Source organism: Methylobacterium sp. OAE515 (genome assembly GCF_041806315.1).
GTDB lineage: Bacteria > Pseudomonadota > Alphaproteobacteria > Rhizobiales > Beijerinckiaceae > Methylobacterium > Methylobacterium tardum.
This window is the reverse complement of sequence record NZ_JBGMUV010000001.1, coordinates 21,076-44,239: the sequence shown is the minus strand read 5'-3', so window position 1 is coordinate 44,239 and position 23,164 is coordinate 21,076. Positions and strand designations below refer to the sequence as shown.

The following is a 23,164-nucleotide window of genomic DNA, read 5'->3' as shown; positions in this document are numbered from 1 at the left end:
TTATGGATCACGCCGGGCGGGCCGCAAGGATCGGACCGTTGCGGAAGGCGGGCGCCGGTCGGAGACGGTACTGTCTGGTTTTCGCCGCATCCCCGGCGTAGAAACCCGCGCACAAGCTCATGCGAGAGCTCATGCGAGCCGTGGACAGCACCGCGGCCCCTTGCGAGGACTGCACGATGTCGACCCTCCCCTCGTCGCGACGCGCCGCTGCGCGCGGCCTTGCGCTCGGCGTTGCCCTGGCCGGCCTCGTGGCAGGTTGCCAGGCGCTCGGTGGCGGCGGCGGCGTGATGCCGGCCACGGAGGTTGGGCTCCCGCCGTCCCTGCGGGGATCGCTGCCGAACCGCGAGCCGCGGAACGCCGCGGTCGATGCCGACGGCCAGCCGCTGCAGACCGCGCCGACGAAGCAGCTCGCGATCCCGAAGAGCGCCGGAGCCTCGACCCGCAGCGCCGATAACGGCGAGCGCCGGATCCGGCGCGAGGATCTCGATGGCGGCAACGCCGCGGTCGGCGGCAGCGGCGGTAGCGGCTCGATGGGTCCGATGCTGTCGCCCGGCGGCAGCGTCGGCCTCGGCGGGAAGTTCTGAGCGCGCGGCGCGACGCGGGCCGCCCGACCGCTCAGGCGGTCGGCGCACGCCGTCCGTAGTAATCCTCGATCCGGCCGCCATAGGCCGGATCCGCGAAGCCGTCCTCACCCGGCCCGTGGCTCGGCGCCCCGGCGAGGACGCCCGGATCGATATCGACCACGTAGCCCCCGAGTTCGGTGCTGTAGGTCAGCGCCTTCCACGGCAGGGGATGATGGTTCTCCCCGAGCCCCAGGAAGCCGCCGAAGGCCAGGACCGCGTAGGCGACCTGCCCGGTTATCTTATCCACCATGAAATTGTGGACGGCGCCGAGATGGCGGCCGGTCCGGTCATAGACGGCCGTGCCCTCGACCTTGTTGGAGCCGATCAGCCGGCTGGTCTCGTCGATGGCGATGCCCTCGCCCATGGGATCGAGTTCCAGCGTGCCCGGCTTCCGCACGGCGCGTTCTTTGGGTAGGTCCGTCGGCATGGTCACTCCCGGTTCGTCGACGCGGCAGGGGCCGCATCCGGTCATCCCTGCGGACCAAGCGGGTCGATGCGGACGGGTTCCGTGCGCCCCGCGCCGTGCATGGTTGCGGCGCGGTTAGACGTGCGTTTCGGCTCGGCCCGCGGAGCGCTCAGAGATCGGCCGGCAGGCCGGCGCTCGCCCGCCGCTGGTTGATCCGGTCCCGAACCGAGCGGCTCGCCAGGAGCATCTCGAAGCCGAAGGCGACGAGGGCGCACAGCGTGCACAGGATCGCCGCACCGAAAAGGCCGAACAGCAGGGTCGCCACCGTGTTGTCGCGCAGCGCTCCGACGAACAGCGTCAGCACCGAGCCGCAGGTGGCCACGCCGCCGAGGGCGGCCAGGAACACCGCGGCGTCGAGGGCGAGCGAACGCTGGTGCAGGCGGTCGAGGCGCCGGCCCAGGAGGATGCGCTCCGCCTCGCCCGCACCGGCCAGCAGGCCGGAGACGCGGTCGGCCTGATCCGCCACCCGGGCGAGCCGGGCACCGAAGACGTTCAGCAGCGTCGCGATGCCGGACAGGAGAAAGACGGGGCTCAGCGCCACCTGAACGATGTGCGCGGTGCTTTCCAGGGCCGTGAGTGCGGTCGGATCAGTCATGCCGGCCGGCAGATGCACCGGGCAGGCCCGGGCCGCAACAGCGATGCGCCGCGCTCAGTTCAGATGAGGCCGCGACCCGGCTCCATGCCGGAAGCGGCCGGTTCGGCCCGGATGCTGAGCCCGAGACCAGTGATCAGCCCGGTGGCGAGCAGCAGCGCGAGTGTGAGGGCGGGGGCGATCATGACTGTACTTCAGCGGCAGGATCATTAAGAGCAGGTTTCATCGGCGTGAATTCGGTGAATAATCTTCCCGCTCGCGCCAATCCGGCCGCTCCGGCGTGGATTCTGGCGCCTGCCTTGTGGATGAGGGGGGCGCGAAGGCGATTTCCCCTTGGAACGGCAGCGGCACCGCTTAGTTGCTGCTATGCTGGCTCGGCCGTGGGGCGATCATGCCCCGGCCTGCGGCCCGAGAACCGGAGGAATTTTATGGCCACAAAGACCGAGAAGGCTGCGCCGAAGGCAGCCAAGACCACCAAGACTGCAGAGAAGGCCGCTCCGGCCAAGGCTGCGAAGCCCGCTGCGACTAAGTCCGCCAGCACCAAGCCGAATGCCCTGCAGCAGCCGCTGAAGCCTTCGGCCGAGCTCGGCGCCATCGTCGGCACCAGCCCGCTGCCGCGCGGCGAGGTGGTCAGCAAGGTTTGGGATTACATCAAGAAGAACAACCTTCAGAACCCCGAGAACAAGCGCGAGATCGTCGCCGACGATAAGCTCAAGAAGGTCTTCGGCAAGGACAAGTGTTCGATGTTCGAGATGAACAAGCATCTCGCGGCGCACCTGAAGGCCTGATCTTACCCTAGAGCCAAGCCCGGCCCTTCACCGGGCCGACGGCTCTAGGAGTTTCGTCGCTTCGTTTGCGTGCGGCAGCCGCCCGTCACGAGGATGCCCAGCGCACGGTGAGCCGCCGTCATTCCGGGCTCGCCTGCGGCGCCCCGGAATGACGGGGTGAAAGCGGCTGCGACGCCTTCATACAGCGAAGCGGATTGCGCGGGCGGCCGAGGACGATCGCGCGATGCGCCTTCTGTCGCCCGCACGGGAACTGCGGCCCTTCACGCCTGTCCCGTGATCCGAAGCCGCTCTAGGCGAGGCCCTGGAGGACACCGCCATCCACCCGCAGGGCGGCGCCGGTCGTGGCGCTCGCCGCCGGGCTGCAGAGATAGGCGACGAGGTTGGCCACCTCCTCCACCCGCGCGAGGCGCTGGATCAGGGAGGTGGGGCGATGCTCGGCGACGAACTTGCGGCCCATGGCCTCCAGGTCGGCATCGGCTTGTCCGCCGGCCATCTGAGTCATGAATTCCGCGACGCCCTCCGACAGCGTCGGTCCGGGCAGGACGCTGTTCACGGTGACGCCGCTGCCCGCGACCGTCTGGGCGAGGCCGCGCGAGACCGCGAGCTGTGCCGTCTTGGTCATCCCGTAATGGACCATCTCGGTCGGCGTGTTGATGCCGGACTCGCTGGAGATGAAGATCACCCGGCCCCAGCCCCGCTCCGCCATGCCCGGCGTGTAGGCCCGTGAGAGGCGCACGCCGCTCATCACGTTGACGTCGAAGAAGCGCTGCCAGTCCGCGTCGGGGATTTCGAAGAACGGCTTCGGCTCGAAGATCCCGGTGTTGTTGACCAGGATGTCGACGGTCGGCAGATCCCGCACCAGCGCGGCGACGCCCGCGTCTGTCGACACGTCGCCCGCCGCCGCGAAGGCGCGGCCGGCCCTCGCCTCGCCCCGCAACTTGGCGAGGGCCGCCTCGACCCGCTCGGGCGTGCGGCCGTTGAGGCCGACTTCGGCGCCGAGGTCGCACAGCTCCTTGGCGATGGCGTAGCCGATGCCGGCGGTCGAGCCGGTGACGAGGGCCTTCCGGCCTGTAAGATCGAGATCCATGGGATACTCCAGCACGTGACGATCGAGCGACTGAACTTGGGCGTCAACGCAGGCCCGCCCGGTCGGTGGCATGCCGGAGCCGTCTAGCCGCTCCGGCTCCGCCGCAGGACGCTGGCGCAGCCGCCGATCACGGCGAGCGCCACCGCGCAGGACAGGGAGAGGCTCACCGCCCGATCGGCCCCGAGCCCGTGGGTCAGGCCGAAGATCACCGCCACGAGGGCGGCGCCGAGCGACTGGCCGGTGAGGCGCGCGGTCGATTGCATCCCGCTCGCCCCGCCCGCCCGCTCTCGGGGGGCCGAGGTCACGATCACCTTGTTGTTCGGCGACTGGAAGAGGCCGAATCCGAGGCCGCACAGGGTGAGGCGCCAGACGATGTCGAGGGTGGCGGGCGCGGCGGGCAGCAGCGTCATGCAGACGAGGCCGGCGGCCATCATGGCCAGCCCGATCCCGCCGAGGATCCCGGGCGGATAGCGGTCGGCGAGCCGCCCGGAGACCGGCGCCATGGCGGCGACCGCGATCGGCCAGGGCGTCAGCAGGAAGCCGGTCTGGGTGCTGGAGAGGTGCAGCACGTCCTGGAAGTAGAAGGGCAGCGCCACGTAGGAGACCATCTGGGCGCAGAACGAGGCCACCGAGGTCGCCATCGACAGGGCGAAGGCGGGGATCCGCAGGAGGTCGACCGGCAGGAGCGGTGCGGGCAGCCGGATCTGGCGCCGCACGAACACCGCACCGATCACGAGGGCGCCCGCCAGTTCCGCGACAGCGATCCGCTGGCCCTCCGGGTCCCCGAGGCCGTCGATGCCGATGATCAGGAGGCCGAAGGTCAGCGCGTTGAGGATCGCGCTCACGAGATCGAAGGGCCGTCCGCTCGCCGGCGTCACCGGCAGGGTGCGCGAGGCCACCGCCAGCGCCAGCAGGCCGACCGGGATGTTGACCAGGAACAGCCAGGGCCAAGTCGCCACCGACAGGATCGCGGCCGCCACGGTCGGGCCCGCGGCCGAGGCCACGGCGACCACCAGCGCGACGTTGGCGACGCCCTGGCCGATCATCCGGTGCGGGTAGATGAAGCGCACGAAGCCGATATTGACGCTCATGATCGCCGCGGCGCCGAGACCCTGGACGATCCGGGCCGCGATCAGCAGCGGCAGGCTCGGCGCGACCGCGCAGGCAAGCGATGCGGCCACACGAAGATCGCGAGGCCCGGCAGGTAGACCTTCCGGAAGCCGAAGATGTCGCCGAGGGAGGCGAGCGGCAGCAGACTCGCGGTGACGGCGATCTGGTAGGCGTTGACGACGAAGATCGCGTCGGCCGGCTTTACCGCGAGGTCCTTGGCCATGACCGGCAGGGCGACGTTGACGATGGCGCCGTCGAGCACCGCCATGGTCATGGCGAGCCCGACCGCCGCCATGGCGAGGACGCGCTCCCGCGGCGGCAGGCCGTCGGTGCTGCTGCCCTGTGCGGCGGCGCCTGAACCGGGCGGGACCTGCGCCATGATCGCGCGCGCTCCTGCGGCGTCCCGGACGGCCGTGACGTCGATCGTTGGGAAAAATCCGGGCGCGGTCGCGCCACGAAGACTGGCTTCCTGTCGCGCAGCGCCGGCGGCCCGTCGAGGGGCGCGGTGTGTTGTATGTCACGGCGCGGGCGGGTTTGTTCGCCTCGGGCGGCCGATCGGCGCGTCCATGTGCGGCCCGGGGCGCCGCTCAGGCGAGCATGTAGGTCAGCAGCGAACGGAGCTGCGCCGGCTTGATCGGCTTGCGCACGAGCTCGGCCCCCGCCGCCACGACCCGCGCCTCGACGTCCTCGGTATGATCCGCGGTCGTCACGATGACCGGGAGCGGATCGGCACGCCCGACCCGCAGGAAGGCGGCGACTTCGAGCCCGCACGCGCCGTCGTCGAGGTGGTAATCGAGCACGAGGATGTCCGGCGCCGCTGCCCCGGCCTCGACGGCCGCTTGAACGCCGGCGAGATCGCGGAAGGTCGAGACCCGCGCGTCCCAGTTCTGGAGCAGGCGCGCGAGGGCGTCGGCCGTGGAGGCGTCGTTCTCGACCACCAGGACATGCGCCCCCGACAGCCGGGTCGCCACGGGAGCGGGCGGCGCGGCGGCGGCCGGGACTGCGCTCAGGGGCAGGGACAGCGCGACGCGGGTGCCGTGGCCGGGCCGGGAGGCGAGGCTCAGCGGATGGTCCAGCGCCTGGGCCATGCGCCGGACGATCGACAGGCCGAGGCCCAGCCCCGGCTCCTCCCCGGTGGCGGTGCGCGCGCCGCCGCGGAAGAACTCGTCGAAGACGAGGTCGCGTTCCTCGGCGCTGATCCCGCAGCCGGTATCGGTCACCTCCACCCGGACGCCGCCGGCGCGCCGCCGCGCGGCCAGGACGATGCCGCCCGCGCTCGTGTACCGGACCGCGTTCGAGACCAGATTCTGAAGGATGCGCTGCAGCAGGACCACGTCGCTCGTGACGGTCAGGTCCGGGCAGCGCACCGAGAGCCGCAGGCCCTTGCGCTCCGCGAACGGCTTGAAGCTCTCCGCCAGCTCGGCCAGCAGGTCGGGCAGGAACACCGGCTGCAGCTGCGGCCGGACGATGCCTGCATCGAGCTTGGAGATGTCCAGGAGTGTCTTGATCAGGTCCTCGATCGTCTGGAGCCCGCGCTCCACCTGGCCGGCGATGGTGCGCGCCTCCGGCGGCACGTCGAGGTCGGCCAGCGCCGAGATCGACAGGCGGGCGGCGTTCACGGGCTGCAGCAGGTCGTGGCTCGCCGCTGCGAGGAAGCGGGTCTTGGACCGGTTCGCGGTCTCGGCCTCCTCCTTGGCGGCGCCCAGCGCCGCGTTGGAGCGCTCCAGCCGGTGCATCAGCCCGGTGAGCTCCTCGGTCCGGGTGCGGACCCGGCCTTCCAGCATGATGGCGGTCTGGAACAGCGAGTAGGCGCTGCCCCGCTGGTCCATGGTTCGCTCGACATGGGACATCAGCGCGGCGTTGATGCGCTCGAGCTTCTCGATCCGCCGGTGCAGGGACGCGTCGGTCTCGAGCCCGCCGGCATGGACGGTCACGAGGCCACCGGGGGCAGGGCGTCGCCGGGTTCCGCCACGGCCAGGCTCTTGCCGATGGCGATGCCCGTGAAGGTCTGGTTCAGGTGCATCGCCCGGTACTGCTCGCCGAAGGTCTCGAAGCCGACGACGTTGTAGCGGCGGTAGAGGTCGGTGATGCCGTGGCGCACCTGGCGGCTCTCGGCGTCGAGGCGGCGCAGCACGCATTCGAAGCCGATGATCAGGTCGACCCCGCCGAGCGCCGCGTCGAGCCGGGTCAGCTCCGCCCGCGTCGAGGCGACGATGTCGCGCGGCTCGGCCAGCGTCAGCACGACGCCCTCGTCGACGGCGCAGAAGAAGCTCAGCGAGCCGTCCTCGTTCATCCGGCGGATCGACCGGCAGAAATACTCGCCCCCGACCTTCACGGCGAGCGGGTAGGCGGCGAAGCTCATCGGTGACAGGCCTTCGGGATCGAGGCCGATCGCCATCGCGTATTCGCGCGCCGCCGGCTCGGCATTCAGCTCGTGCACGGTGCGCCGCTCGCCGTCCGACGCCGTGACCACGAACTTGGTCCGCGTCGGCTCGAAATTGTCGCTCTTGAAGATCTCCACCGAGAAATCCGTCTCGACCAGCACCAGGACCGCCGCCTTGCGGTGGATCTTGCCGCCGTGGAGCAGGACCGCGTCCCGGAAGCGCAGGTCGTCGCCGGCCGAGCCGCCGACGATCGGGATCCCGTCGAGCGCCCAGGCGATGGCCGAGACCACGGTCTCCTCGGCATTGGTGAGGCCGTCGATCAGCGAGAGCGCGAAGCGCCGCCCGGCCGCGGCCGGGTCACCCTCGCGGCAGCGCTCCGACGGATCGAGCGTCCGGCGCAGCGAGCGGACCGCGGACGCGGTCCGCTCGACGTCGAGATGGTCGATGGCATCCAGCACCGTCGAGACGATGCGGAAGCGTTCGGCTGGAAACGCGATGGCGACGAGGCCGCGGTCTAGACCGCCGGCCGGCGCGATGCCGCCCGACATCGAGCAGCCGGCCACTGGAACGCCGGGAAACCGGGTCTCCAGCTCGCGGGCCAGCATCTCGGCATCGTAATCGGCGGAGAAGAACACCACGATCTGCGACAGGGCGGAATCGCCGACGGCCCGGGCCACGTCCCCGACCGCGTCGGTGGCCGAGGCCGCCTCCGTCCAGGCCGTGCAGATGCCGCACAGATGGCGGCGAACCCCCGATCCCTGAGCCACTTTCCACCCCCTGCGACCCCCTCGGCGAGCTTGGCGCCCGCTCTTCAGCGTCTTGCGCGGAGTATGTCGTGCGCAACCGAACCGCGCAACTTTGCGGCTCGATGCGCGCTCAGGTTCAGTCGGTCAGGACCGCCCCGTCAGGTTCATTTGGACCGTCACTTCATGCAGGCATCCTCGGCCTTCTCGAAGGCCGCCGGCTTGGGCTCGTGCTCGGGGGGACGGTTGCGGCCCAGCGCGCCGTCGGAGCGGGCACGCAGATACGTGTAGATGTCGGGCATGTAGCACATGACGTTCCGGTTATCCCCGAAGGCCGGCATGACCAGCTCCTGCGAGGCGTTCACGTCCTTCTTGCCGCCGACGATGATCCCGGCGAAGTGCGCGTAGTCCATGCCCTTGAGGGCATCGACCAGCGACGGCGCGTAGGTCGAGCCCATCCCGTCCGGCCCGTGGCAGACGATGCAATTGGCGTTGTACCGGAGGTAGCCGGACATCGTGTACCAGTCGACTTTCTTGCCGTTGTCGGTGACGTGGTAGGTCGGGTCGCCGTTCTTGTCGGTGTACTGGCCGTCCTGGACCTTGGCCGGCTGTGTCGGACCGTCGCTCTTCAGGTCGGCGGCGCTCGTCCCGCCGGACGCCGCGGGCGGCGTGGTCGGGGCCGCGAAGGCCGCGACCGGACCGAGAGCACCTGCTGCGAGTCCGGCCAGGACGATCCCGGTAACCCTGCTTGCTGCGCACCGCATGAGATTTCCTCCTGCCGCACACAGGCTGTTTCTCGGGGATGCGGCGCGGGGATAACGACCTTCGCCGATCAGGAAGGTCTCGGTGTTCATTCACGTTTTCGCGCAGGCGGCGAACCCGCGATCACAACGATGTGGCCGTCTTGCATTATCCGCGTTGCGCACAGCATTAACCTTTTGTTAATCGGCGGATTGCCGCCGGCCCGCCGGCGTGAGAGCTTTCGTTAACGAGAGCTTAACGGTTGGGTCACGGCGATGCGGTTCGCGGTTTCCAAGGTGCAGGGACTGGTCTCCGGCTCCGCATCGCGTCGGCTCTCCGGCCCTCGCCGCGCGGTCTTCGGCCTGGCCCTCTCGGTCCTCGGCCTGGCCGGGCTCGCGCTCCCTGCGGCGGCGCAGACGCTGGCGAGCCTGCCGTCCGAGGCCGGTGCCAAGGTGCAGGGTGATGCTCGTCCGATCGCCGCGTGGGTGACGTTCTGCCAGAGCTACGCGGCGGAATGCGCGGTGGACCGGACCGAGCCGTCGCGGATCAGCCTGACGCCGGCGACCTGGGCGACGATCGTGTCGGTGAACCGTCGGGTGAACAAGGCGGTCGAGCCGATGACCGACCAGGACCACCTGCACGTGGCCGACCGCTGGGACCTGGCCGAGGACGGCATCGGCGATTGCGAAGACTTCCAGCTGCTCAAGCGCCACCTCCTGGCCGAGGCGGGCCTGCCGCGGCGGGCAATGCGCATGACCGTGGTGATCGACGAGAAGGGTGAGGGCCACGCGGTGCTGACGCTGGTCACCGACCGGGGCGACCTCGTCTTGGACAACAAGACCAACGCGATCCTGCCCTGGCACCGGACCGGCTACGTGTTCATCAAGCGCGAGAGCCAGGACGCCGTCGCCTGGGTGTCGCTCGGCGGCGTCACCTCGCCCGTCACAACCGCCAATCGCTGAGGCTGCCGCGTCGGGCGCCGCCCGCGGGTGCCTCTCGCCTCCGAGCCGATATCTTAACCGGTTGCTAACCCTGTCGGTGGCATTCTGTCCGGGGACGGAGTGCCTGATCGATGCTGCCAGCCCGCCACCTGTCGCCGGTCCTGTCTCTCGCGGCGCTGCTGGTCGTCGGCTGCGGTACGGCACGGGCGAGCGGCGACGCCGCGATGCGGCACGACCTCTGGCGCGACTGCCTCAACCGCAACTTCGAGATCCAGGCCGTGCTCACCGAGCGGGAACTGGCCGCCGACGCGGCCTTTCGGGCCTGTCGGGACACCGAGGACGCGTATCTGTCGGCCCTGGCGGGCTCGCCGCTCCTCGCCGACGACGACGTGGTTCGCGCCCGGCCAATGCTTGCCAGCCGCTTCCGCGCCTGGTTGATCGGCGGCCGCGGATAGGTCCCCGACCCGGTGATGGGCCCGGGACCGTGTCCGTCGCGCGATGACCCCCGGCCGGGCGAGCCGAAACCCTGCCTTTCCCGCCACGCTGCCAGGCGCATGCGTCGTTGCGAGGACGACCGGCCCGCAACCGTCAACCCGCGGAATCCCGACCTCGGATGTGCGGATGCGCCCGACGATCGCGCGTCAGATCTGCCGAGCCCTCCGCGTCGGCTCGGATTGTCCAGGGGCGGATTTGAAAAATCGCCCGGCGAAAAAATCTATAGATTTCAGATAGATGTGTTCTGTGCCCGGTTGCTGGAAGACGAGTCCGCCGAGGCGCGCCGGTCGGCGGAGGCGCGGCGCCGGGCGGGCACCCAGGAGATGGCCGAACGCTTCGAGCGCGCCGTCGCCGGGATCATCGCCCGGGTCGCATCCGCGGCCGCTACGCTTCAGGCGACCGCGCGGCAGATGGCCGATACGGCCCAGGGGACAGCTCGGGACTCCAACTGGGTCGCCGCCGGGCAGGCCGAGGCCAACATCACCACATTCGCGGCCGCGACCGGGGAACTCGAAGGCTCGACCAGGAGATCCGCCGCCAGGTCAGCGCCTCATCCGACATGGCCCAGCTGGCCGTCGCCGAGGCCGATCAGACCCCGGCCCTGGTGACGGAGCTGCACGAGGCGGCGGAAGCGATCGGCACCGTGGTCCGGCTGATCGCCGCGCTCGCCGAGCAGACGAACCCGCTGGCGCTGAACGCCGCGATCGAGGCCGCTCGTCCCGGCGCCGCCGGGCGCGGCTTCGCGGTGGTGGCCGCCGAGGTGAAGGCGCTCGCCGGGCAGACGACGGCGGCACGGAGGATATCGCCGGGCAGATCGGCCGGATCCAGCGTGTCACCGGCGATGCGGTCGGTGCGATTAGCGCGATCCTGAGCCGGATCCGTGAGATCGCCGGGATAGCGGAATCCGTGGCGGCTTCGGTAGCGGGGCAGGGCACCGCAACGCGGGACATCGTCTGCCATGTTGCGGACGCGACGGCAGGCACCCGCGCGGTCACCGTCACGATCACGACCGTGGCGCAGGCTGCCGCGCAGACCGGCATTGCGGCGGCGCACGTGCTCGCTGCCGCGTCGGACCTGTCGCAGCACGCCGACGCGCTCAAGACCGAGATGGACAGGTTCTTCGCCACCGTCTGGGCGGCTTGAGCGGTCCCGCCTGCGTCATTCGGCGCCGATGCAGGCCTCGCCAGGGCGGCCGGCCGCGTTCCGGCCTACGCCCCGCAAGCACAACAGCTGCGTACGTTCGAGATCCGCTGTTCGCGTGCGCCGTAGATCGGGTCCGGGGTCCCGTAGATCCGCCAGTGCTTGATCCACTGCTTGACGTAATGCGGGCCATTTGGCGTCGTCGCGAGCGCGTGGGCGGCCCAGCAATCGGCCAGCTTCTTGGATGTGGTATGGATGGCGAGCGATCCGTATGCCTGGACGAAATAGAAATGACTGGCATCGGCGACCTGGGCATCGACGGCGGCGGCCCGCGAGGGACAGTAGAAGATGCCGTCCGGTCTCGCGGACGCGACTTCTCCGCCCGTCATCGCGCATTGATTCGTCAGCATGACGTCAAGTAGTCCACCTGTGGGACGCCATTGCGCCAGACTTTGGTGTGTCAGTCCAGCGTAGTTCGTGGCAACCGCGACGAACAGGATCGTTTTATTCATGACGTTCTCCTCCGGATCGAGCCGCGGAGGAACTTTACATCATGAAGGCTGCCGTCGATCACTTGCCAGGCAAGGCCGAAATCTGGGTACATGACAAAATGAGCCGCGCTTTGCGAGACCGTGCGCTCGGCCTGCCCCGGCCGCGCGCCGCGATCCCGTCCCGCTACGGCTTCAACCGGGCCTTGATCCGCCGGGTGAGCCCGTCGCGGACGTCCCGATAGGCGTCGAGGCGCTGCTCGCGGGAGGCGTCCTGCACCAGCGTCGGATCCGGGGTCGGCCAATACTCGACATCAGCGGCGAGCGTGTGCGTCAGGGCGAGGGCGCGGTGATGCGCCTCCGGAGCGAGGGTGATGATCAGGTCGAAGTTCAGACCCTCCCAATCCTCCAACTCCTCGATGGTGCGCGGGCGATGCCGGCTCGCATCGATCCCAATCTCGTCGAGAGCGGCGATCATGAACGGGTCCGTGGGCTCGCCGGAGCGCACGCCCGCCGATTGCACGTAGGTCGACTTGCCGAAATAGGCGCGCGCGATCGCCTCCGCCGCCACCGAGCGCACGGCGTTGTAGTTGCACATGAACAGGACGGACTGGACCCGTTGCTTCTTCGGTGTGGTCTCGGGGAGGGGCTCAGCCATCGCGCGCAGGGCCGAACGGCACCCTAGCCCTTCCAGTGCAGGGCGAAGATCAGGGTGAACAGGCGGCGCGCCGTATCGTGGTCGAGGTCGACCTTGCCGTCGAGGCGCTGCTTGAGCGTGTCGGACGCCTCGTTGTGCAGGCCCCGCCGACCCATGTCGATCGCCTCGATCTGCGACGGCGAGGCGGTGCGGATCGCGTTGTAGTAGCTCTCGCAGATCATCTCGTAGTCGCGGATCACCCGCCGGAACGGCGTCAGCGACAGGAGGTGCGTCATCACCGGCTCGCCATCCACCGTGCTGATCGCGAAGGACAGCTTGTTCTCGACGAGGCCGAGCGTCAGCGCATAGGGGCCCTCCCGGCCGGGGATGGTGAAGGAATTGTCCTCCAGGATGTCGAACAGCGCGATCGCCCGCTCATGCTCCTGATCCGGGTTGCCGCGGGCGATCGACGCCTCGTCCAGGCTCACCTTCGCGAGGCGGTTCCGGCCCGCGCTGCTTCTCCGCCATCCCCAAAACCTCACAGGTTCAGCCGGATCGCGACGGAGCGGGCATGCCCCTCAAGGCCCTCCGACCGGCCGAGGTTTATCGCTGCCGGGCCGAGCGCCCGCAAGCTCTCCGGCGTGCAGGCGAGAATCGTGGTCCGCTTCATGAAGTCGAGGACCCCGAGCCCGGAGGAGAACCGGGCCGAGCGGGCCGTCGGCAGGACGTGGTTGGGGCCGCCGACATAGTCGCCGATCGCCTCCGGCGTGTGCGAGCCGAGGAAGATCGCCCCGGCATTGCGCACCTTGGCGGCCAGCGCCTCGGCATCCTGCGTCTCGATCTCCAAGTGCTCCGGGGCGAGGCGGTCCACCAGCGGCACGGCCTCGTCGAAGGTCCGGACCCGGATGATCGCGCCGTAATCGCGCCAGCTCGCCCGGGCGATCTCCTGGCGGGGCAGGGTGGTCAGCGCGCGCTCGACGGCGGCCTCGACGGCGCCGGCGAGTTCGGCGCTGTCGGTGATCAGGATCGCCTGCGCGGCCACGTCGTGCTCGGCCTGCGCAAGCAGGTCGGCGGCGATCCAGTCCGGGTTGGCGTGGCCGTCGGCCAGGATCAGCACCTCGGACGGGCCGGCAATCATGTCGATGCCGACCTGGCCGAAGACACGGCGCTTGGCCGCCGCCACCCAGGCGTTGCCGGGCCCGACGATCTTGGCGACCGGCGCGATGGTCGCGGTGCCGTAGGCCAGCGCCGCCACCGCCTGGGCGCCGCCGACCCGGTAGACCTCGTGCACGCCCGCGAGCTGCGCGGCGGCCAGGACCAGCGGGTTCATCTGGCCGTCCGGGGTCGGCACCACCATGACGAGGCGCGGCACGCCGGCGACCCGGGCCGGGAGCGCGTTCATCAGCACGGAGGACGGATAGCTCGCGGTGCCGCCCGGTACGTAGAGGCCGACCGATTCCAGGGCCGTCCAGCGCCAGCCGGCTGTGACCCCAAGGGCGTCCGTGGCGCGGTGGTCCGTCGGGCGCTGCGCCCGGTGGAAGCTCTCGATCCGATCGGCGGCGAGGCGCAGGGCGTCCAGGGATTCGGCCGGACAGGCCGCGACCGCCGCGGTGATCTCCGCGTCGGTCACCCGGAGGTTCTCCGCGGAAAACCCCGCGCCGAGGCGGTCGAACCGCCGCGTGAATTCGACCAGGGCCGTGTCGCCCCGGGCGACGACATCCCCGATGATGCCGCGCACGGCCTCGTCCACGTCCTCGGCGATCTCCCGCTTGACCGTGAGCAGGCGCGCGAAATCGGCGGTGAATTGCGGATCGCTGCTGTCGAGCCGGACCATCGGATGCCTTCTGTCTCTCGTCAGGCCGCCGTGCCGGCGGCCGTATCCCGCGTGTCGATGTCGTGGCCGGGACGGGTCGCCGCTTCCCAGACCGGGCCCAGATCCTTCATCCGGACCTCGATGCATTCGACCTCCAGCCGCACCGCCGCACCGCCGGAGAAGACCAGATCGACGTGGCCCGAGGGGGCGTTCGTGGGCGTGAAGGTCAGGGCCAGCAGGCTCATCGGCGTCGCGTCGCCAGGTGTCAGGCCGCGCGTCTTCACGGTGAGGACGCGCTCGAAATGGACGCCGGCGAGGCGCCGCCTCGGCGGGACGTCCGGCGTCCAGTCGAAGCGCCGCGCGACCATCAGGAACCGGTGCTCGCCGGCCAGATAGGTCAGATCCTCCGGGCGCAGGATCGCGTCCTGGAGGTGCGCGGAGATCACGGTCAGGTCCTCGGCGTCGAGGGCGGCGAGCCTGAGCAGCTCCATGAAGGTGTCCTCGGGAAACGTCAGCGCGGATCGGATCAGACGGGAGCGGCCCGCGGCAGGGCGTAGGTAGCGGCACGCTCCCGTTCGGGCAACGGCCTGAGCCGCTTGGCGATCCGGATCCGGCCCAGGTTCGGCCCAGCGCGGCCGCGTAACATTGCCTCTCCAACGCGTCGAGGCAGGATCGGGGATGGGCAAGCGCCATCACGCAGGCGGGGCTGATCGTGCTGACGCTGGGGATGGCGGCCGGAGGTCCTGCCGCGGCGCAGGTCGGCCCGGACGCGCGGCCCTACGTGTTCGGCCGTCCCGACCCGGACCGGTTCGACGAGCCTCCGCCGCGGTGGGGTCGCCGGCCGCCGCCTCCGGACGACGCGTATGACTGGCCGCGGCGCCCGCCTCCACCTCCGCCGGATGACGACGGGCCGCGCTATCGCGGGCGCTATCGCGACGAGCGGCCGCTGTGGCGCGACAGCGTCTGCGTGACCGCCCGCGGAACCTGCGTGACGGCGCCAGCGCCACCCAATGCGCCGTGCGGCTGCGAGATCCCGGGCTTCGGCTACAAGTGCGGGCAGATCGGCGACTGACGGGCGCGCTTGCCGAAAGACGCCTGCGGTGGACGGGCTTCGCTCCGTCATCACGCGGGTAACGACGTGGGACCCTGGGGGTGCGCGACGTCGAGAGGCGTCGCGCAGCCCGGATCGCGAAGACGGCCGGTCGGCCGTGTCCCTGGGCTCAGGCCCGTACGCGCTCGATCAGCGCCCCGCAGCGGCCCAGCTTGGCCTCCAGGGCCTCGAAGCCGCGGTCGAGATGGTAGACCCGGTTGATCTGGGTCTCGCCCTCGGCGGCGAGGCCCGCGATGACCAGGGAGACCGAGGCGCGCAGGTCGGTGGCCATCACGGGCGCGCCCTTCAGCCGCTCCACGCCCTCGACGATGGCGAGGTCGCCCTCGAGCCGGATCTTCGCACCGAGGCGGGCCAGCTCCTGCACGTGCATGAACCGGTTCTCGAAGATCGTCTCGCGGATGTGCGACTGACCCTTGGCCAGCGTCATCAGCGCCATGAACTGCGCCTGCAGGTCGGTGGGGAAGCCTGGGAACGGGTCGGTGGTGATGTCGACCGCCGCGATGCCGGCGCCGTTGCGGCGCACCCGGATCCCACCCTCGACCTGACTGATCTCGGCCCCGGTGGTCGACAGGACGTCGAGCGCGGAGTGCAGCAGGTCGGCCCGCGTGTCCTTCAGGACCACGTCGCCGCCGGCCATGGCCACGGCCATCGCGTAGGTGCCGGTCTCGATCCGGTCGGGCAGGACCTCGTGGCGGGCGCCGCCCAGCCGGGCCACGCCCTCGATCTCGATGCGCGGGGTTCCAGCGCCGCGGATCTTGGCGCCCATCTTGTTCAGGCACTCGGCGAGGTCGACCACTTCCGGCTCGCGGGCGGCGTTCTCGATCACCGTGGTGCCGTAGGCCAGCGACGCCGCCATCAGCGCCACGTGGGTGCCGCCGACCGTGACTTTCGGGAAGTCGATCCCAGCCCCGCGCAGGCCGTTCTTGGTCCGGGCGACCACGTATCCGGCATCGATCTCGATCTCGGCGCCGAGTCTCTCCAGGGCCATGATCAGCAGGTCCACGGGCCGCGTGCCGATGGCGCAGCCGCCGGGCAGCGACACCTTGGCCTCGCCGAAGCGGGCGAGCAGCGGCGCAATCACCCAGAAGCTCGCCCGCATGGTCGAGACCAGCTCGTACGGCGCGGTGGTGTCGATGACGTTCGAGGCGGTGAGCCGGACGGTCTGGCCGGTCTCGGTGGTCTGGCCGGGCCGCTTGCCGACGACCATGTGGTCCACACCGTGGTTGCCGAGGATCCGCGTCAACGCGGCGATATCGGCGAGCCGCGGCACGTTGATCAGCTCCAGCGTCTCGCCGGTGAGCAGGCTGGCGATCATCAGCGGCAGCGCCGCATTCTTGGCGCCCGAGATCGGGATGATGCCGTTGAGCGGCACGCCGCCGGTGATGTGGATGCGGTCCATCGTGTGTCCTCGGGCGACGCACCCTTACTGGCGCGCGGCCGGCCGTACTGCTCGCGGGCGCGGAAGCGCCCAGGCTTAGCCGTGCCCTATAGACCGGATTTGTCGGAATCAGGACCGCTTCCGTCAGGCTTGCGCGCGCAGGACTGGTCCGCATCCGGAGCCGGACTCGCCTCCGCCCGGCCGCGGCCCTGGGCCTTGCGGCGGCGCAGGTTCTGGCGAAGCGCTGCCTTGAGCCGTTCCGCGCGCTCGACGTTCGGGTCGGTCATGGCGCGACCCTTGGTCGCCGCAAGGTTGGGGCGGGCACATCCCGGCCGGACGAGCGATCTGCGGGTGGTGCCATGGGCTGTTACAGGGCGCTGGAGCCAAGTTCGGACCGGACGATCCTTGGGGACGCTAGCGGGTTCGCGCCGGCCTCTCAACGGATGCAACGCAGCGATGCCCGAACCTTACCTTGAACCAGTTCCAGATCCGCGCGTATCTTGCGCCCCTCACGCGAAGGACTGACCGAGGCCGGACCTTGATCGCGGGACCCGGGCGCTCGACGGCGCCGCCCGCGCGGCCGAACACGCGAAGGACGCTCGATGACCGTGACCCGGATGCCCAGCACGATGCTCGCCTCAGCGGGATCGACGCGCGCGGGTTCTGGCTACGAGCGCTACTTCCGCGGTGCCCTGGATCAGCTGCACGGCGAGCGCCGCTACCGCGTCTTCGCCGACATCGAGCGGATCTCCGGGCGGTTTCCGACCGCGAAGTGGCGCCAGCCCGAAGGCAAGACCACCGAGATCACCGTGTGGTGCTCCAACGACTATCTCGGCATGGGGCAGCACAAGGAGGTCGTGGCTGCCATGACCGACACCGCCGCGCGCTGCGGCGTCGGGGCCGGCGGCACCCGCAACATCGCCGGCAACAACTCGCCCCTCGTCGATCTCGAGCGCGAACTCGCCGACCTGCACGGCAAGGAGGCAGGCCTCGTCTTCACCTCGGGCTACGTGTCGAATCAGGCCGGCATCTCGACGATCGCCAAGCTGATCCCCGACTGCCTGATCCTCTCGGACGCCTTCAACCACAACTCGATGATCGAGGGCGTGCGCCATTCCGGCTGCGCGAAGAAGATCTTCCGCCACAACGATCTCCAGCACCTCGAGGAGCTGCTTCAGGAGGCCGGCGACCGGCCGAAGCTGATCGTGTTCGAGTCGGTCTACTCGATGGACGGCGACGTGGCGCCGATCGGCAAGATCTGCGACCTGGCCGACCGCTACGGAGCGATGACCTACCTCGACGAGGTTCACGCCGTCGGCCTCTACGGCCCGCGCGGCGGTGGCATCGCCGAGCGCGACGGCGTGATGCACCGGGTCGACGTGATCGAGGGGACGCTGGCCAAGGGATTCGGCTGCGTCGGCGGCTACATCACCGCCTCGGCGGCGATCTGCGACGCGGTGCGCAGCTTCGCGCCCGGCTTCATCTTCACGACGGCCCTTCCGCCTGCCGTGGCGGCTGCGGCCCGGGCGTCGGTGCGGTATCTCAAGCGCTCGAGCGCCGAGCGGGAGGCGCATCAGCGCCAGGCGGCGGCCACCAAGCTGGCCCTGAGCGCGGCGGGCCTGCCGGTCCTGGAGACCGAGACCCACATCGTGCCGGTGATGGTCGGCGACGCCGAGCTGTGCAAGGCGGCGGCCGACCACCTGCTGGAGCACCACGCCATCTACATCCAGCCGATCAACTACCCGACGGTGCCGCGCGGCACCGAGCGTCTGCGGATCACGCCGTCGCCGTTCCACGACGCGGAGCACATCGCGCACCTGGCCGCGGCGTTGACGGAAACCTGGGAGGCGCTGGACCTGCCGCGGGCCGGGACGGTGTTCGTCGAGGCGGCGGAGTAGACGTTTTCGACGCAGCTGACAGAGCGCGACCTACTCCCTTTCCCGTGCGGGAGAGGGTTGGGGTGAGGGATGATCAGCTTCAGAATGGGGCAGGCTCTCGACGCGCGCTGAAGGGCGCGTTTCTTCCGGCGAGGCCTGATACCTCATCCTGTCCCCCCCCCGCCCGGAAGAGGGGACCCGGGCCTCGCCGGTCAGCCGGTAGGGCTCGTTCAGGCTGGCACCCAGCCCATCCCCCGTCCCCATCTCGTCTTTTTCGGCGCCGGCCTGTAACGACTGCGCCAACCCGTCCTCGCGAAAAGTCTCGAAAAGATGATCTCCTCACCCCTCATGACCGTCATGGTCGATGCCGTGCGCAAGGCTGCGCGCGGCCTGCGCCGCGACTACGGCGAGGTCGAGAACCTGCAGGTCTCGCGCAAAGGTCCGGGCGACTTCGTCTCCGCGGCCGACCGCAAGGCCGAGGAGGTGCTGCGCGACGCCCTGATGAAGGCGCGTCCGGGCTACAGCCTCGTGCTCGAGGAGAACGGGATCATCGAGGGCACCGACAAGAGCCACACCTGGCACGTCGATCCCCTCGATGGAACCTCGAACTTCCTGCACGGCGTGCCGCATTTCGCGGTCTCGGTCGGCCTGGAGCGCGAGGGCCAGATCGTGGCCGGCGTGATCTTCGACCCGATCAAGGACGAGCTGTTCGTCGCCGAGCGCGGCAAGGGCGCCTACCTCAACAACCGGCGCCTGCGCGTCTCCGGACGCCAGGACATGGCCGACGCGCTGGTCGGGTACGGCACGCCCTATCTCGGCCGCGGCAGCCATCCGCGCCTCCTGCGCGAACTCGGCGCCGTGATGGCGGTGGCCGGCGGCACGCGCCGGATGGGTTCGGCGGCCCTCGACATGGCCTACGTCGCCTGCGGGCGCCTCGACGCCTACTGGGAGCGCGACCTCCAGACCTACGATTTCGCCGCCGGCGTGATCCTGGTGCGCGAGGCGGGCGGCTTCGTGAGCTCGGCGGACGGCGCGGCCGAGCCGCTGGCGCCTCGGTCGGTCGCCGCTGGCAACGAGGGGCTGCACCGGGAGCTCGTCGCCATCCTCAAGAAGGTCCAGGCGGCCTGAGCCGCCCTGTCATCTCGGGGCCGCGCAGCGGAGCCCAGGATCCAGAGCCGCGACAGCGACACATCCTGCGCCGTCGGTGTTTCTGGATTCCGGGCTCGCCTGCGGCGGCCCGGAATGACGGCGCCGCCTATGCCGCCCGCAGCCTGAGTCGGCCGCCACGCCGCCACCAACTGGTCAGCACCGCAACCTTCTGCTTTAAGCCCGCTCGTCTCCACGGAAGGCCGAACGCATGGAAGCCCGCCGCCACGTCGCGCTGAAGGAATCGGTCCGCTCGATTCCCGACTACCCGAAGCCCGGGATCATCTTCCGCGACATCACCACGCTGCTCAGCGACCCGCGCGCCTTCCGGCGGGCGGTGGACGCGCTGGTGCATCCCTATGCCGGCGGCCAGATCCATCAGGTGGCTGGCATCGAGGCGCGGGGCTTCATCCTGGGCGGGGCCATCGCCCACCAACTCTCCTGCGGCTTCGTGCCGATCCGCAAGAAGGGCAAGCTCCCGCACAAGACCGTGTCGATGGCCTACGCCCTCGAATACGGCACCGACGAGGTCGAGATCCACGTCGACGCGGTCAGGCCCGGCGACAAGGTGCTGCTGGTCGACGACCTGATCGCCACCGGGGGCACCGCGACCGCGGCCGTGAACCTGCTCCAGAAGATCGGGGCCGAGATCGTGGCCGCCTGCTTCGTCATCGACCTGCCCGAGATCGGCGGGGCGCAGCGCCTGCGCGACATGGGTGTCGAGGTGCGCGCCCTGATGCAGTTCGAGGGCCATTGAGACCGGCGAAACGTTGACTTCGCGGGGTCCATCCGCCATAAGCCCGCCACTCGCGACGTGGCGCCCCGCATGGGCGCCCTTCGTGTTTGCAGACAACCAAGGACGCGTGAAGGTCGGGTGCGGCGTCAGCCGCCCGCGAGCGCGCCTCGACCTTTGAAGGCTCTGAGCCATGAAGAGAACCTACCAGCCGAGCAAGCTCGTCCGTAAGCGCCGTCACGGCTTCCGTGCGCGCATGGCCACCGCCGGCGGCCGCAAGGTGATCGCGCGTCGCCGCGCCCACGGCCGCAAGAAGCTGTCGGCCTGAAGCCGGATCCTCGCGGGCGCGGCCGCCGTCAGGCCTCGCGCCACGAGGCAAGTGGTATCGGCCGGGATCGAACCATCGATGGCGACGATCGAGCGGCTCAAGAAACGACCCGACTTCCTGGCGGCAGCCGAGGGGCGTCGCTTCCACACCGAGCGCATGACCGCGCAGGGGCACCTCCGGAACCCAGAGGCCTGCCCCGGCCTCCGTCTCGGCTTCACCATCACGAAGCGTGTCGGCCACGCGACGGAGCGCAACCGCATCCGGCGCCGCCTGCGCGCGGCCGTCGGGCTGGTCGCGGCCGAACTGCCGGGCGAGCTCGCTGGCCTGCCGGCCGACATCGTGCTGATCGCCCGGCGCCCCGCGCTGGACGCCTCCTTCGAGGCCCTGGCCGAGGACCTGCGGCGCGCGATCCCGGCCGTGACCCGCCCGGCGGCGCCCCGCGGCGATCGGTCCCCCCATCGCTCTGGCGGCCGGCGGTCCAAGACCACACCTCAGACAGCATCTCTCCCGCGCGATGCGGACCGCGCCTCCGCGCAGGCCGTGCCGCGCGGAGAAGCCGACATCGGCCCGTCGCAGCGGTGCGACAGAGATCCCCGAATCACCGGCGCGCACAGGTCCCCCGGGGCCGGCGCCGGTCCTGATGCCACTCCGAACGCGTGCGGCGGTGTCCCTGATGGGCAATGACAAGACGAACATGTTCGTGGCCATCGGCCTGTCGCTGCTGGTGCTGCTCGGGTGGCAGTACTTCGTGGCCGGCCCGCGCATGGAGCAGCAGCGGCTGATCGAGGCGCAGAACAAGGCCGCGCAGCAACAGCAGCAGCCCCCGGGCGTGACCCCGGACGGCGTGCCCTCGCCGTCGCCGAAGGAGGGCGGCCCGGCCGCACCCGCGCCCGGCACCCTGCCGACCGCGCAGGGAGGCCCGGTCTCCCGCGAGGCGGCGCTCGCCCGCTCGCCGCGCATCCGGATCGAGACCCCGGCGCTCTCCGGCTCGATCGCCCTGAAGGGCGGCCGCGTCGACGACGTGTCGCTCAAGAACTACCACGAGACCGTCGATCCCAAGAGCCCCGAGATCGTGCTGTTCTCGCCGGCCGGCAGCGAGACGCCCTACTATGCCGAGTTCGGCTGGGTCGGCGCCAATGCCGGGCCGCTGCCCAACAACGACACGCTCTGGACCAGCGACGGCAAGACGCTCTCGCCCGGCATGCCCGTGACCCTGACCTGGGACAACGGCGCCGGCCTCGTGTTCAAGCGGATCTTCGCCGTCGACGACAAGTTCATGTTCACGGTCCGCGACGAGGTCGAGAACAAGGGTTCGGGAGCGATCACGCTCTACCCGTACAGCCTCGTCTCCCGCTGGGGTAAGCCGCACACCCAGGGCTACTACGTCCTACACGAGGGCATGATCGGCTACCTCGGCAACGACGGCCTCCAGGAATTCACCTACGACAAGCTCGCCAAGGAGGGCGCCTATGGCGGCGCCAACACCAAGGGCCGGGCCTGGACCGGCGTGAACGGCGGCTTCGTGGGCATCACCGACAAGTACTGGGCGGCGGCCGCGATCCCCGATCAGGATACGCCCTATACCGGCGCCTTCACCGACCGGACCGACGGCACCACCAACGTCTACCAGGCGAGCGTGCGCGGCGACGCCGTGAACCTGGCGGCGGGCGCCTCGGCGACCGCGACGCAGCGGCTGTTCGCGGGCGCCAAGGAAGTCAACCTGATCAACAACTACGAGAAGGACCTCGGCATCAAGCACTTCGATCTGATGATCGACTGGGGCTGGTTCTTCTTCATCACCAAGCCGATGTTCCGGGCGCTGGACTTCTTCTACCACCTGTTCGGCAATTTCGGCGTCTCGATCCTGGTGGTGACCTTCTGCCTGAAGCTCCTGTTCCTGCCGATCGCGAACCGGTCTTACGTCTCCATGGCCAAGATGAAGGCCGTGCAGCCCGAGATGGCCGCCATCCGCGAGCGCTACAAGGATGACCGCCTGAAGGCGCAGCAGGCCACGATGGAGCTCTACAAGAAGGAGAAGATCAATCCGGTCGCCGGCTGCTGGCCGGTGCTGATCCAGATCCCGGTCTTCTTCGCGCTCTACAAGGTGCTGTTCATCACCATCGAGATGCGCCACGCGCCGTTCTTCGGCTGGATCCACGACCTCGCGGCGCCGGATCCGACGAGCATCGTCAACCTGTTCGGCCTGCTGCCCTTCCCGGCGCCCGACTTCGTCCACCTGGGCGTCTGGCCGCTGATCATGGGCGTGACCATGTTCGTGCAGATGAAGATGAACCCCGCGCCGCCGGACCCCGTCCAGGCGCAGATCTTCACCTTCATGCCGATCGTGTTCACCTTCATGCTCGGCTCGTTCCCGGCCGGCCTCGTGATCTACTGGGCCTGGAACAACACCCTGTCGGTGATCCAGCAATACGTCATCATGCGCCGCAACGGCGTGAAGGTGGAGCTGTGGGACAACCTGCGGACCACGTTCCGGCGCGGCAACGGCACGAAGGCGGCCGCCACCAAGAGCTGACGGGCGAGAC

General features: G+C 70.0%; 27 protein-coding genes and 1 pseudogene. 13 read left to right on the top strand and 15 right to left on the bottom strand.

The annotated features are described in order from the left end of the window. Positions 1 to 176: 176 nt before the first annotated feature. The gene (locus tag ABIE45_RS00255; RefSeq protein ID WP_192709945.1) at positions 177 to 584 is read left to right on the top strand and encodes a hypothetical protein; all 408 of its coding nucleotides are present in this window, start codon (positions 177 to 179) and stop codon (positions 582 to 584) included. 31 nt (positions 585 to 615) lie between these two features. Here the strand turns inward: ABIE45_RS00255 and ABIE45_RS00250 are convergent, their stop codons facing one another. The 3 genes from ABIE45_RS00250 to ABIE45_RS00240 form a co-directional block, all read right to left on the bottom strand. Continuing rightward, positions 616 to 1,050 carry a PRC-barrel domain-containing protein gene (locus ABIE45_RS00250; protein ID WP_192709964.1) on the bottom strand — a complete coding sequence of 145 codons (435 nt, stop codon included), beginning with the start codon at positions 1,048 to 1,050 and terminating at the stop codon, positions 616 to 618. Positions 1,051 to 1,198: 148 nt separating this feature from the next. Then, positions 1,199 to 1,684, bottom strand: a complete 486-nt coding sequence (locus ABIE45_RS00245; protein WP_192709946.1) for a DUF2721 domain-containing protein — start codon at positions 1,682 to 1,684, stop codon at positions 1,199 to 1,201. A 59-nt stretch (positions 1,685 to 1,743) separates the two neighbouring features. Further along, positions 1,744 to 1,866, bottom strand: coding sequence for a hypothetical protein (locus ABIE45_RS00240; RefSeq protein WP_283214847.1), 123 nt, complete (start codon positions 1,864 to 1,866; stop codon positions 1,744 to 1,746). Between the two features lie 243 nt (positions 1,867 to 2,109). On the opposite strand from ABIE45_RS00240, the gene ABIE45_RS00235 reads away from it, so the two are divergent. Continuing rightward, on the top strand, positions 2,110 to 2,469 hold the full coding sequence (locus tag ABIE45_RS00235) for an SWIB/MDM2 domain-containing protein (RefSeq protein ID WP_192709947.1): 360 nt from the start codon (positions 2,110 to 2,112) through the stop codon (positions 2,467 to 2,469). A 289-nt stretch (positions 2,470 to 2,758) separates the two neighbouring features. Here the strand turns inward: ABIE45_RS00235 and ABIE45_RS00230 are convergent, their stop codons facing one another. The 5 genes and pseudogenes from ABIE45_RS00230 to ABIE45_RS00210 all read right to left on the bottom strand — a co-directional run bounded on the left by ABIE45_RS00230 (position 2,759) and on the right by ABIE45_RS00210 (position 8,557). Further along, positions 2,759 to 3,556, bottom strand: a complete 798-nt coding sequence (locus ABIE45_RS00230) for an SDR family oxidoreductase (protein WP_192709948.1) — start codon at positions 3,554 to 3,556, stop codon at positions 2,759 to 2,761. A gap of 83 nt (positions 3,557 to 3,639) precedes the next feature. Further along, positions 3,640 to 5,045: pseudogene (locus ABIE45_RS00225) on the bottom strand (MFS transporter). A 208-nt stretch (positions 5,046 to 5,253) separates the two neighbouring features. Next, positions 5,254 to 6,600, bottom strand: coding sequence for a hybrid sensor histidine kinase/response regulator (locus ABIE45_RS00220; RefSeq protein WP_192709950.1), 1,347 nt, complete (start codon positions 6,598 to 6,600; stop codon positions 5,254 to 5,256). Beyond that, a complete protein-coding gene (locus ABIE45_RS00215) occupies positions 6,597 to 7,817 on the bottom strand; it encodes an FIST N-terminal domain-containing protein (RefSeq protein ID WP_192709951.1) in 1,221 nt (406 codons plus the stop codon). Before ABIE45_RS00215 ends, ABIE45_RS00220 begins: the two co-directional genes overlap by 4 nt. 155 nt (positions 7,818 to 7,972) lie before the next feature. Beyond that, positions 7,973 to 8,557 carry a c-type cytochrome, methanol metabolism-related gene (locus ABIE45_RS00210; protein WP_192709952.1) on the bottom strand — a complete coding sequence of 195 codons (585 nt, stop codon included), beginning with the start codon at positions 8,555 to 8,557 and terminating at the stop codon, positions 7,973 to 7,975. A 252-nt stretch (positions 8,558 to 8,809) separates the two neighbouring features. Between ABIE45_RS00210 and ABIE45_RS00205 the strand changes: the two genes are divergently transcribed. From ABIE45_RS00205 to ABIE45_RS00190, 4 genes are all read left to right on the top strand, one after another. Beyond that, the gene (locus ABIE45_RS00205) at positions 8,810 to 9,496 is read left to right on the top strand and encodes a transglutaminase-like cysteine peptidase (RefSeq protein WP_373622028.1); all 687 of its coding nucleotides are present in this window, start codon (positions 8,810 to 8,812) and stop codon (positions 9,494 to 9,496) included. 110 nt (positions 9,497 to 9,606) lie between these two features. Next, complete coding sequence (locus ABIE45_RS00200; RefSeq protein WP_192711517.1) at positions 9,607 to 9,930, top strand: hypothetical protein; 324 nt, start codon at positions 9,607 to 9,609, stop codon at positions 9,928 to 9,930. A gap of 266 nt (positions 9,931 to 10,196) precedes the next feature. Continuing rightward, positions 10,197 to 10,841, top strand: coding sequence for a methyl-accepting chemotaxis protein (locus ABIE45_RS00195; protein WP_373622828.1), 645 nt, complete (start codon positions 10,197 to 10,199; stop codon positions 10,839 to 10,841). A gap of 35 nt (positions 10,842 to 10,876) precedes the next feature. Then, positions 10,877 to 11,113, top strand: coding sequence for a hypothetical protein (locus tag ABIE45_RS00190; protein ID WP_192711515.1), 237 nt, complete (start codon positions 10,877 to 10,879; stop codon positions 11,111 to 11,113). A 65-nt stretch (positions 11,114 to 11,178) separates the two neighbouring features. Here the strand turns inward: ABIE45_RS00190 and ABIE45_RS00185 are convergent, their stop codons facing one another. The 5 genes from ABIE45_RS00185 to ABIE45_RS00165 form a co-directional block, all read right to left on the bottom strand. Beyond that, complete coding sequence (locus ABIE45_RS00185) at positions 11,179 to 11,622, bottom strand: hypothetical protein (protein ID WP_192711514.1); 444 nt, start codon at positions 11,620 to 11,622, stop codon at positions 11,179 to 11,181. Between the two features lie 163 nt (positions 11,623 to 11,785). Next, positions 11,786 to 12,256 (bottom strand): low molecular weight phosphatase family protein, encoded by a 471-nt coding sequence (locus tag ABIE45_RS00180; protein WP_192711513.1) that lies wholly within the window; start codon positions 12,254 to 12,256, stop codon positions 11,786 to 11,788. A gap of 23 nt (positions 12,257 to 12,279) precedes the next feature. Next, positions 12,280 to 12,777 (bottom strand): UPF0262 family protein, encoded by a 498-nt coding sequence (locus ABIE45_RS00175; RefSeq protein ID WP_373622027.1) that lies wholly within the window; start codon positions 12,775 to 12,777, stop codon positions 12,280 to 12,282. Then, on the bottom strand, positions 12,774 to 14,069 hold the full coding sequence (gene hisD / locus ABIE45_RS00170; RefSeq protein ID WP_192711511.1) for a histidinol dehydrogenase: 1,296 nt from the start codon (positions 14,067 to 14,069) through the stop codon (positions 12,774 to 12,776). Before hisD ends, ABIE45_RS00175 begins: the two co-directional genes overlap by 4 nt. A 20-nt stretch (positions 14,070 to 14,089) precedes the next feature. After that, positions 14,090 to 14,539 (bottom strand): DUF2948 family protein, encoded by a 450-nt coding sequence (locus ABIE45_RS00165; protein ID WP_192711510.1) that lies wholly within the window; start codon positions 14,537 to 14,539, stop codon positions 14,090 to 14,092. A gap of 221 nt (positions 14,540 to 14,760) precedes the next feature. On the opposite strand from ABIE45_RS00165, the gene ABIE45_RS00160 reads away from it, so the two are divergent. Beyond that, positions 14,761 to 15,120, top strand: a complete 360-nt coding sequence (locus ABIE45_RS00160; protein ID WP_373622026.1) for a hypothetical protein — start codon at positions 14,761 to 14,763, stop codon at positions 15,118 to 15,120. Between the two features lie 148 nt (positions 15,121 to 15,268). Here the strand turns inward: ABIE45_RS00160 and murA are convergent, their stop codons facing one another. Together murA and ABIE45_RS00150 are read right to left on the bottom strand one after the other, a co-directional pair. Continuing rightward, positions 15,269 to 16,558, bottom strand: a complete 1,290-nt coding sequence (murA, locus tag ABIE45_RS00155) for a UDP-N-acetylglucosamine 1-carboxyvinyltransferase (protein WP_192711509.1) — start codon at positions 16,556 to 16,558, stop codon at positions 15,269 to 15,271. Positions 16,559 to 16,644: 86 nt separating this feature from the next. After that, positions 16,645 to 16,824, bottom strand: a complete 180-nt coding sequence (locus ABIE45_RS00150; RefSeq protein WP_373622025.1) for a hypothetical protein — start codon at positions 16,822 to 16,824, stop codon at positions 16,645 to 16,647. A gap of 342 nt (positions 16,825 to 17,166) precedes the next feature. On the opposite strand from ABIE45_RS00150, the gene hemA reads away from it, so the two are divergent. The 6 genes from hemA (at position 17,167) to yidC (ending at position 23,154) form a co-directional block, all read left to right on the top strand. Beyond that, positions 17,167 to 18,435 carry a 5-aminolevulinate synthase gene (gene hemA, locus ABIE45_RS00145; protein WP_373622826.1) on the top strand — a complete coding sequence of 423 codons (1,269 nt, stop codon included), beginning with the start codon at positions 17,167 to 17,169 and terminating at the stop codon, positions 18,433 to 18,435. A gap of 309 nt (positions 18,436 to 18,744) precedes the next feature. Further along, positions 18,745 to 19,542, top strand: a complete 798-nt coding sequence (locus ABIE45_RS00140; protein WP_192711507.1) for an inositol monophosphatase family protein — start codon at positions 18,745 to 18,747, stop codon at positions 19,540 to 19,542. Positions 19,543 to 19,771: 229 nt separating this feature from the next. Further along, positions 19,772 to 20,317 carry an adenine phosphoribosyltransferase gene (locus ABIE45_RS00135; RefSeq protein WP_192711506.1) on the top strand — a complete coding sequence of 182 codons (546 nt, stop codon included), beginning with the start codon at positions 19,772 to 19,774 and terminating at the stop codon, positions 20,315 to 20,317. Positions 20,318 to 20,486: 169 nt separating this feature from the next. Then, entirely contained in the window at positions 20,487 to 20,621 is a 135-nt protein-coding gene (rpmH, locus tag ABIE45_RS00130; protein WP_039893469.1) for a 50S ribosomal protein L34, read from the top strand. A 78-nt stretch (positions 20,622 to 20,699) separates the two neighbouring features. Further along, positions 20,700 to 21,305 carry a ribonuclease P protein component gene (gene rnpA, locus ABIE45_RS00125; RefSeq protein ID WP_192711505.1) on the top strand — a complete coding sequence of 202 codons (606 nt, stop codon included), beginning with the start codon at positions 20,700 to 20,702 and terminating at the stop codon, positions 21,303 to 21,305. Then, on the top strand, positions 21,295 to 23,154 hold the full coding sequence (gene yidC, locus ABIE45_RS00120) for a membrane protein insertase YidC (RefSeq protein WP_192711504.1): 1,860 nt from the start codon (positions 21,295 to 21,297) through the stop codon (positions 23,152 to 23,154). Before rnpA ends, yidC begins: the two co-directional genes overlap by 11 nt. The last annotated feature ends 10 nt before the right edge of the window (positions 23,155 to 23,164 follow it).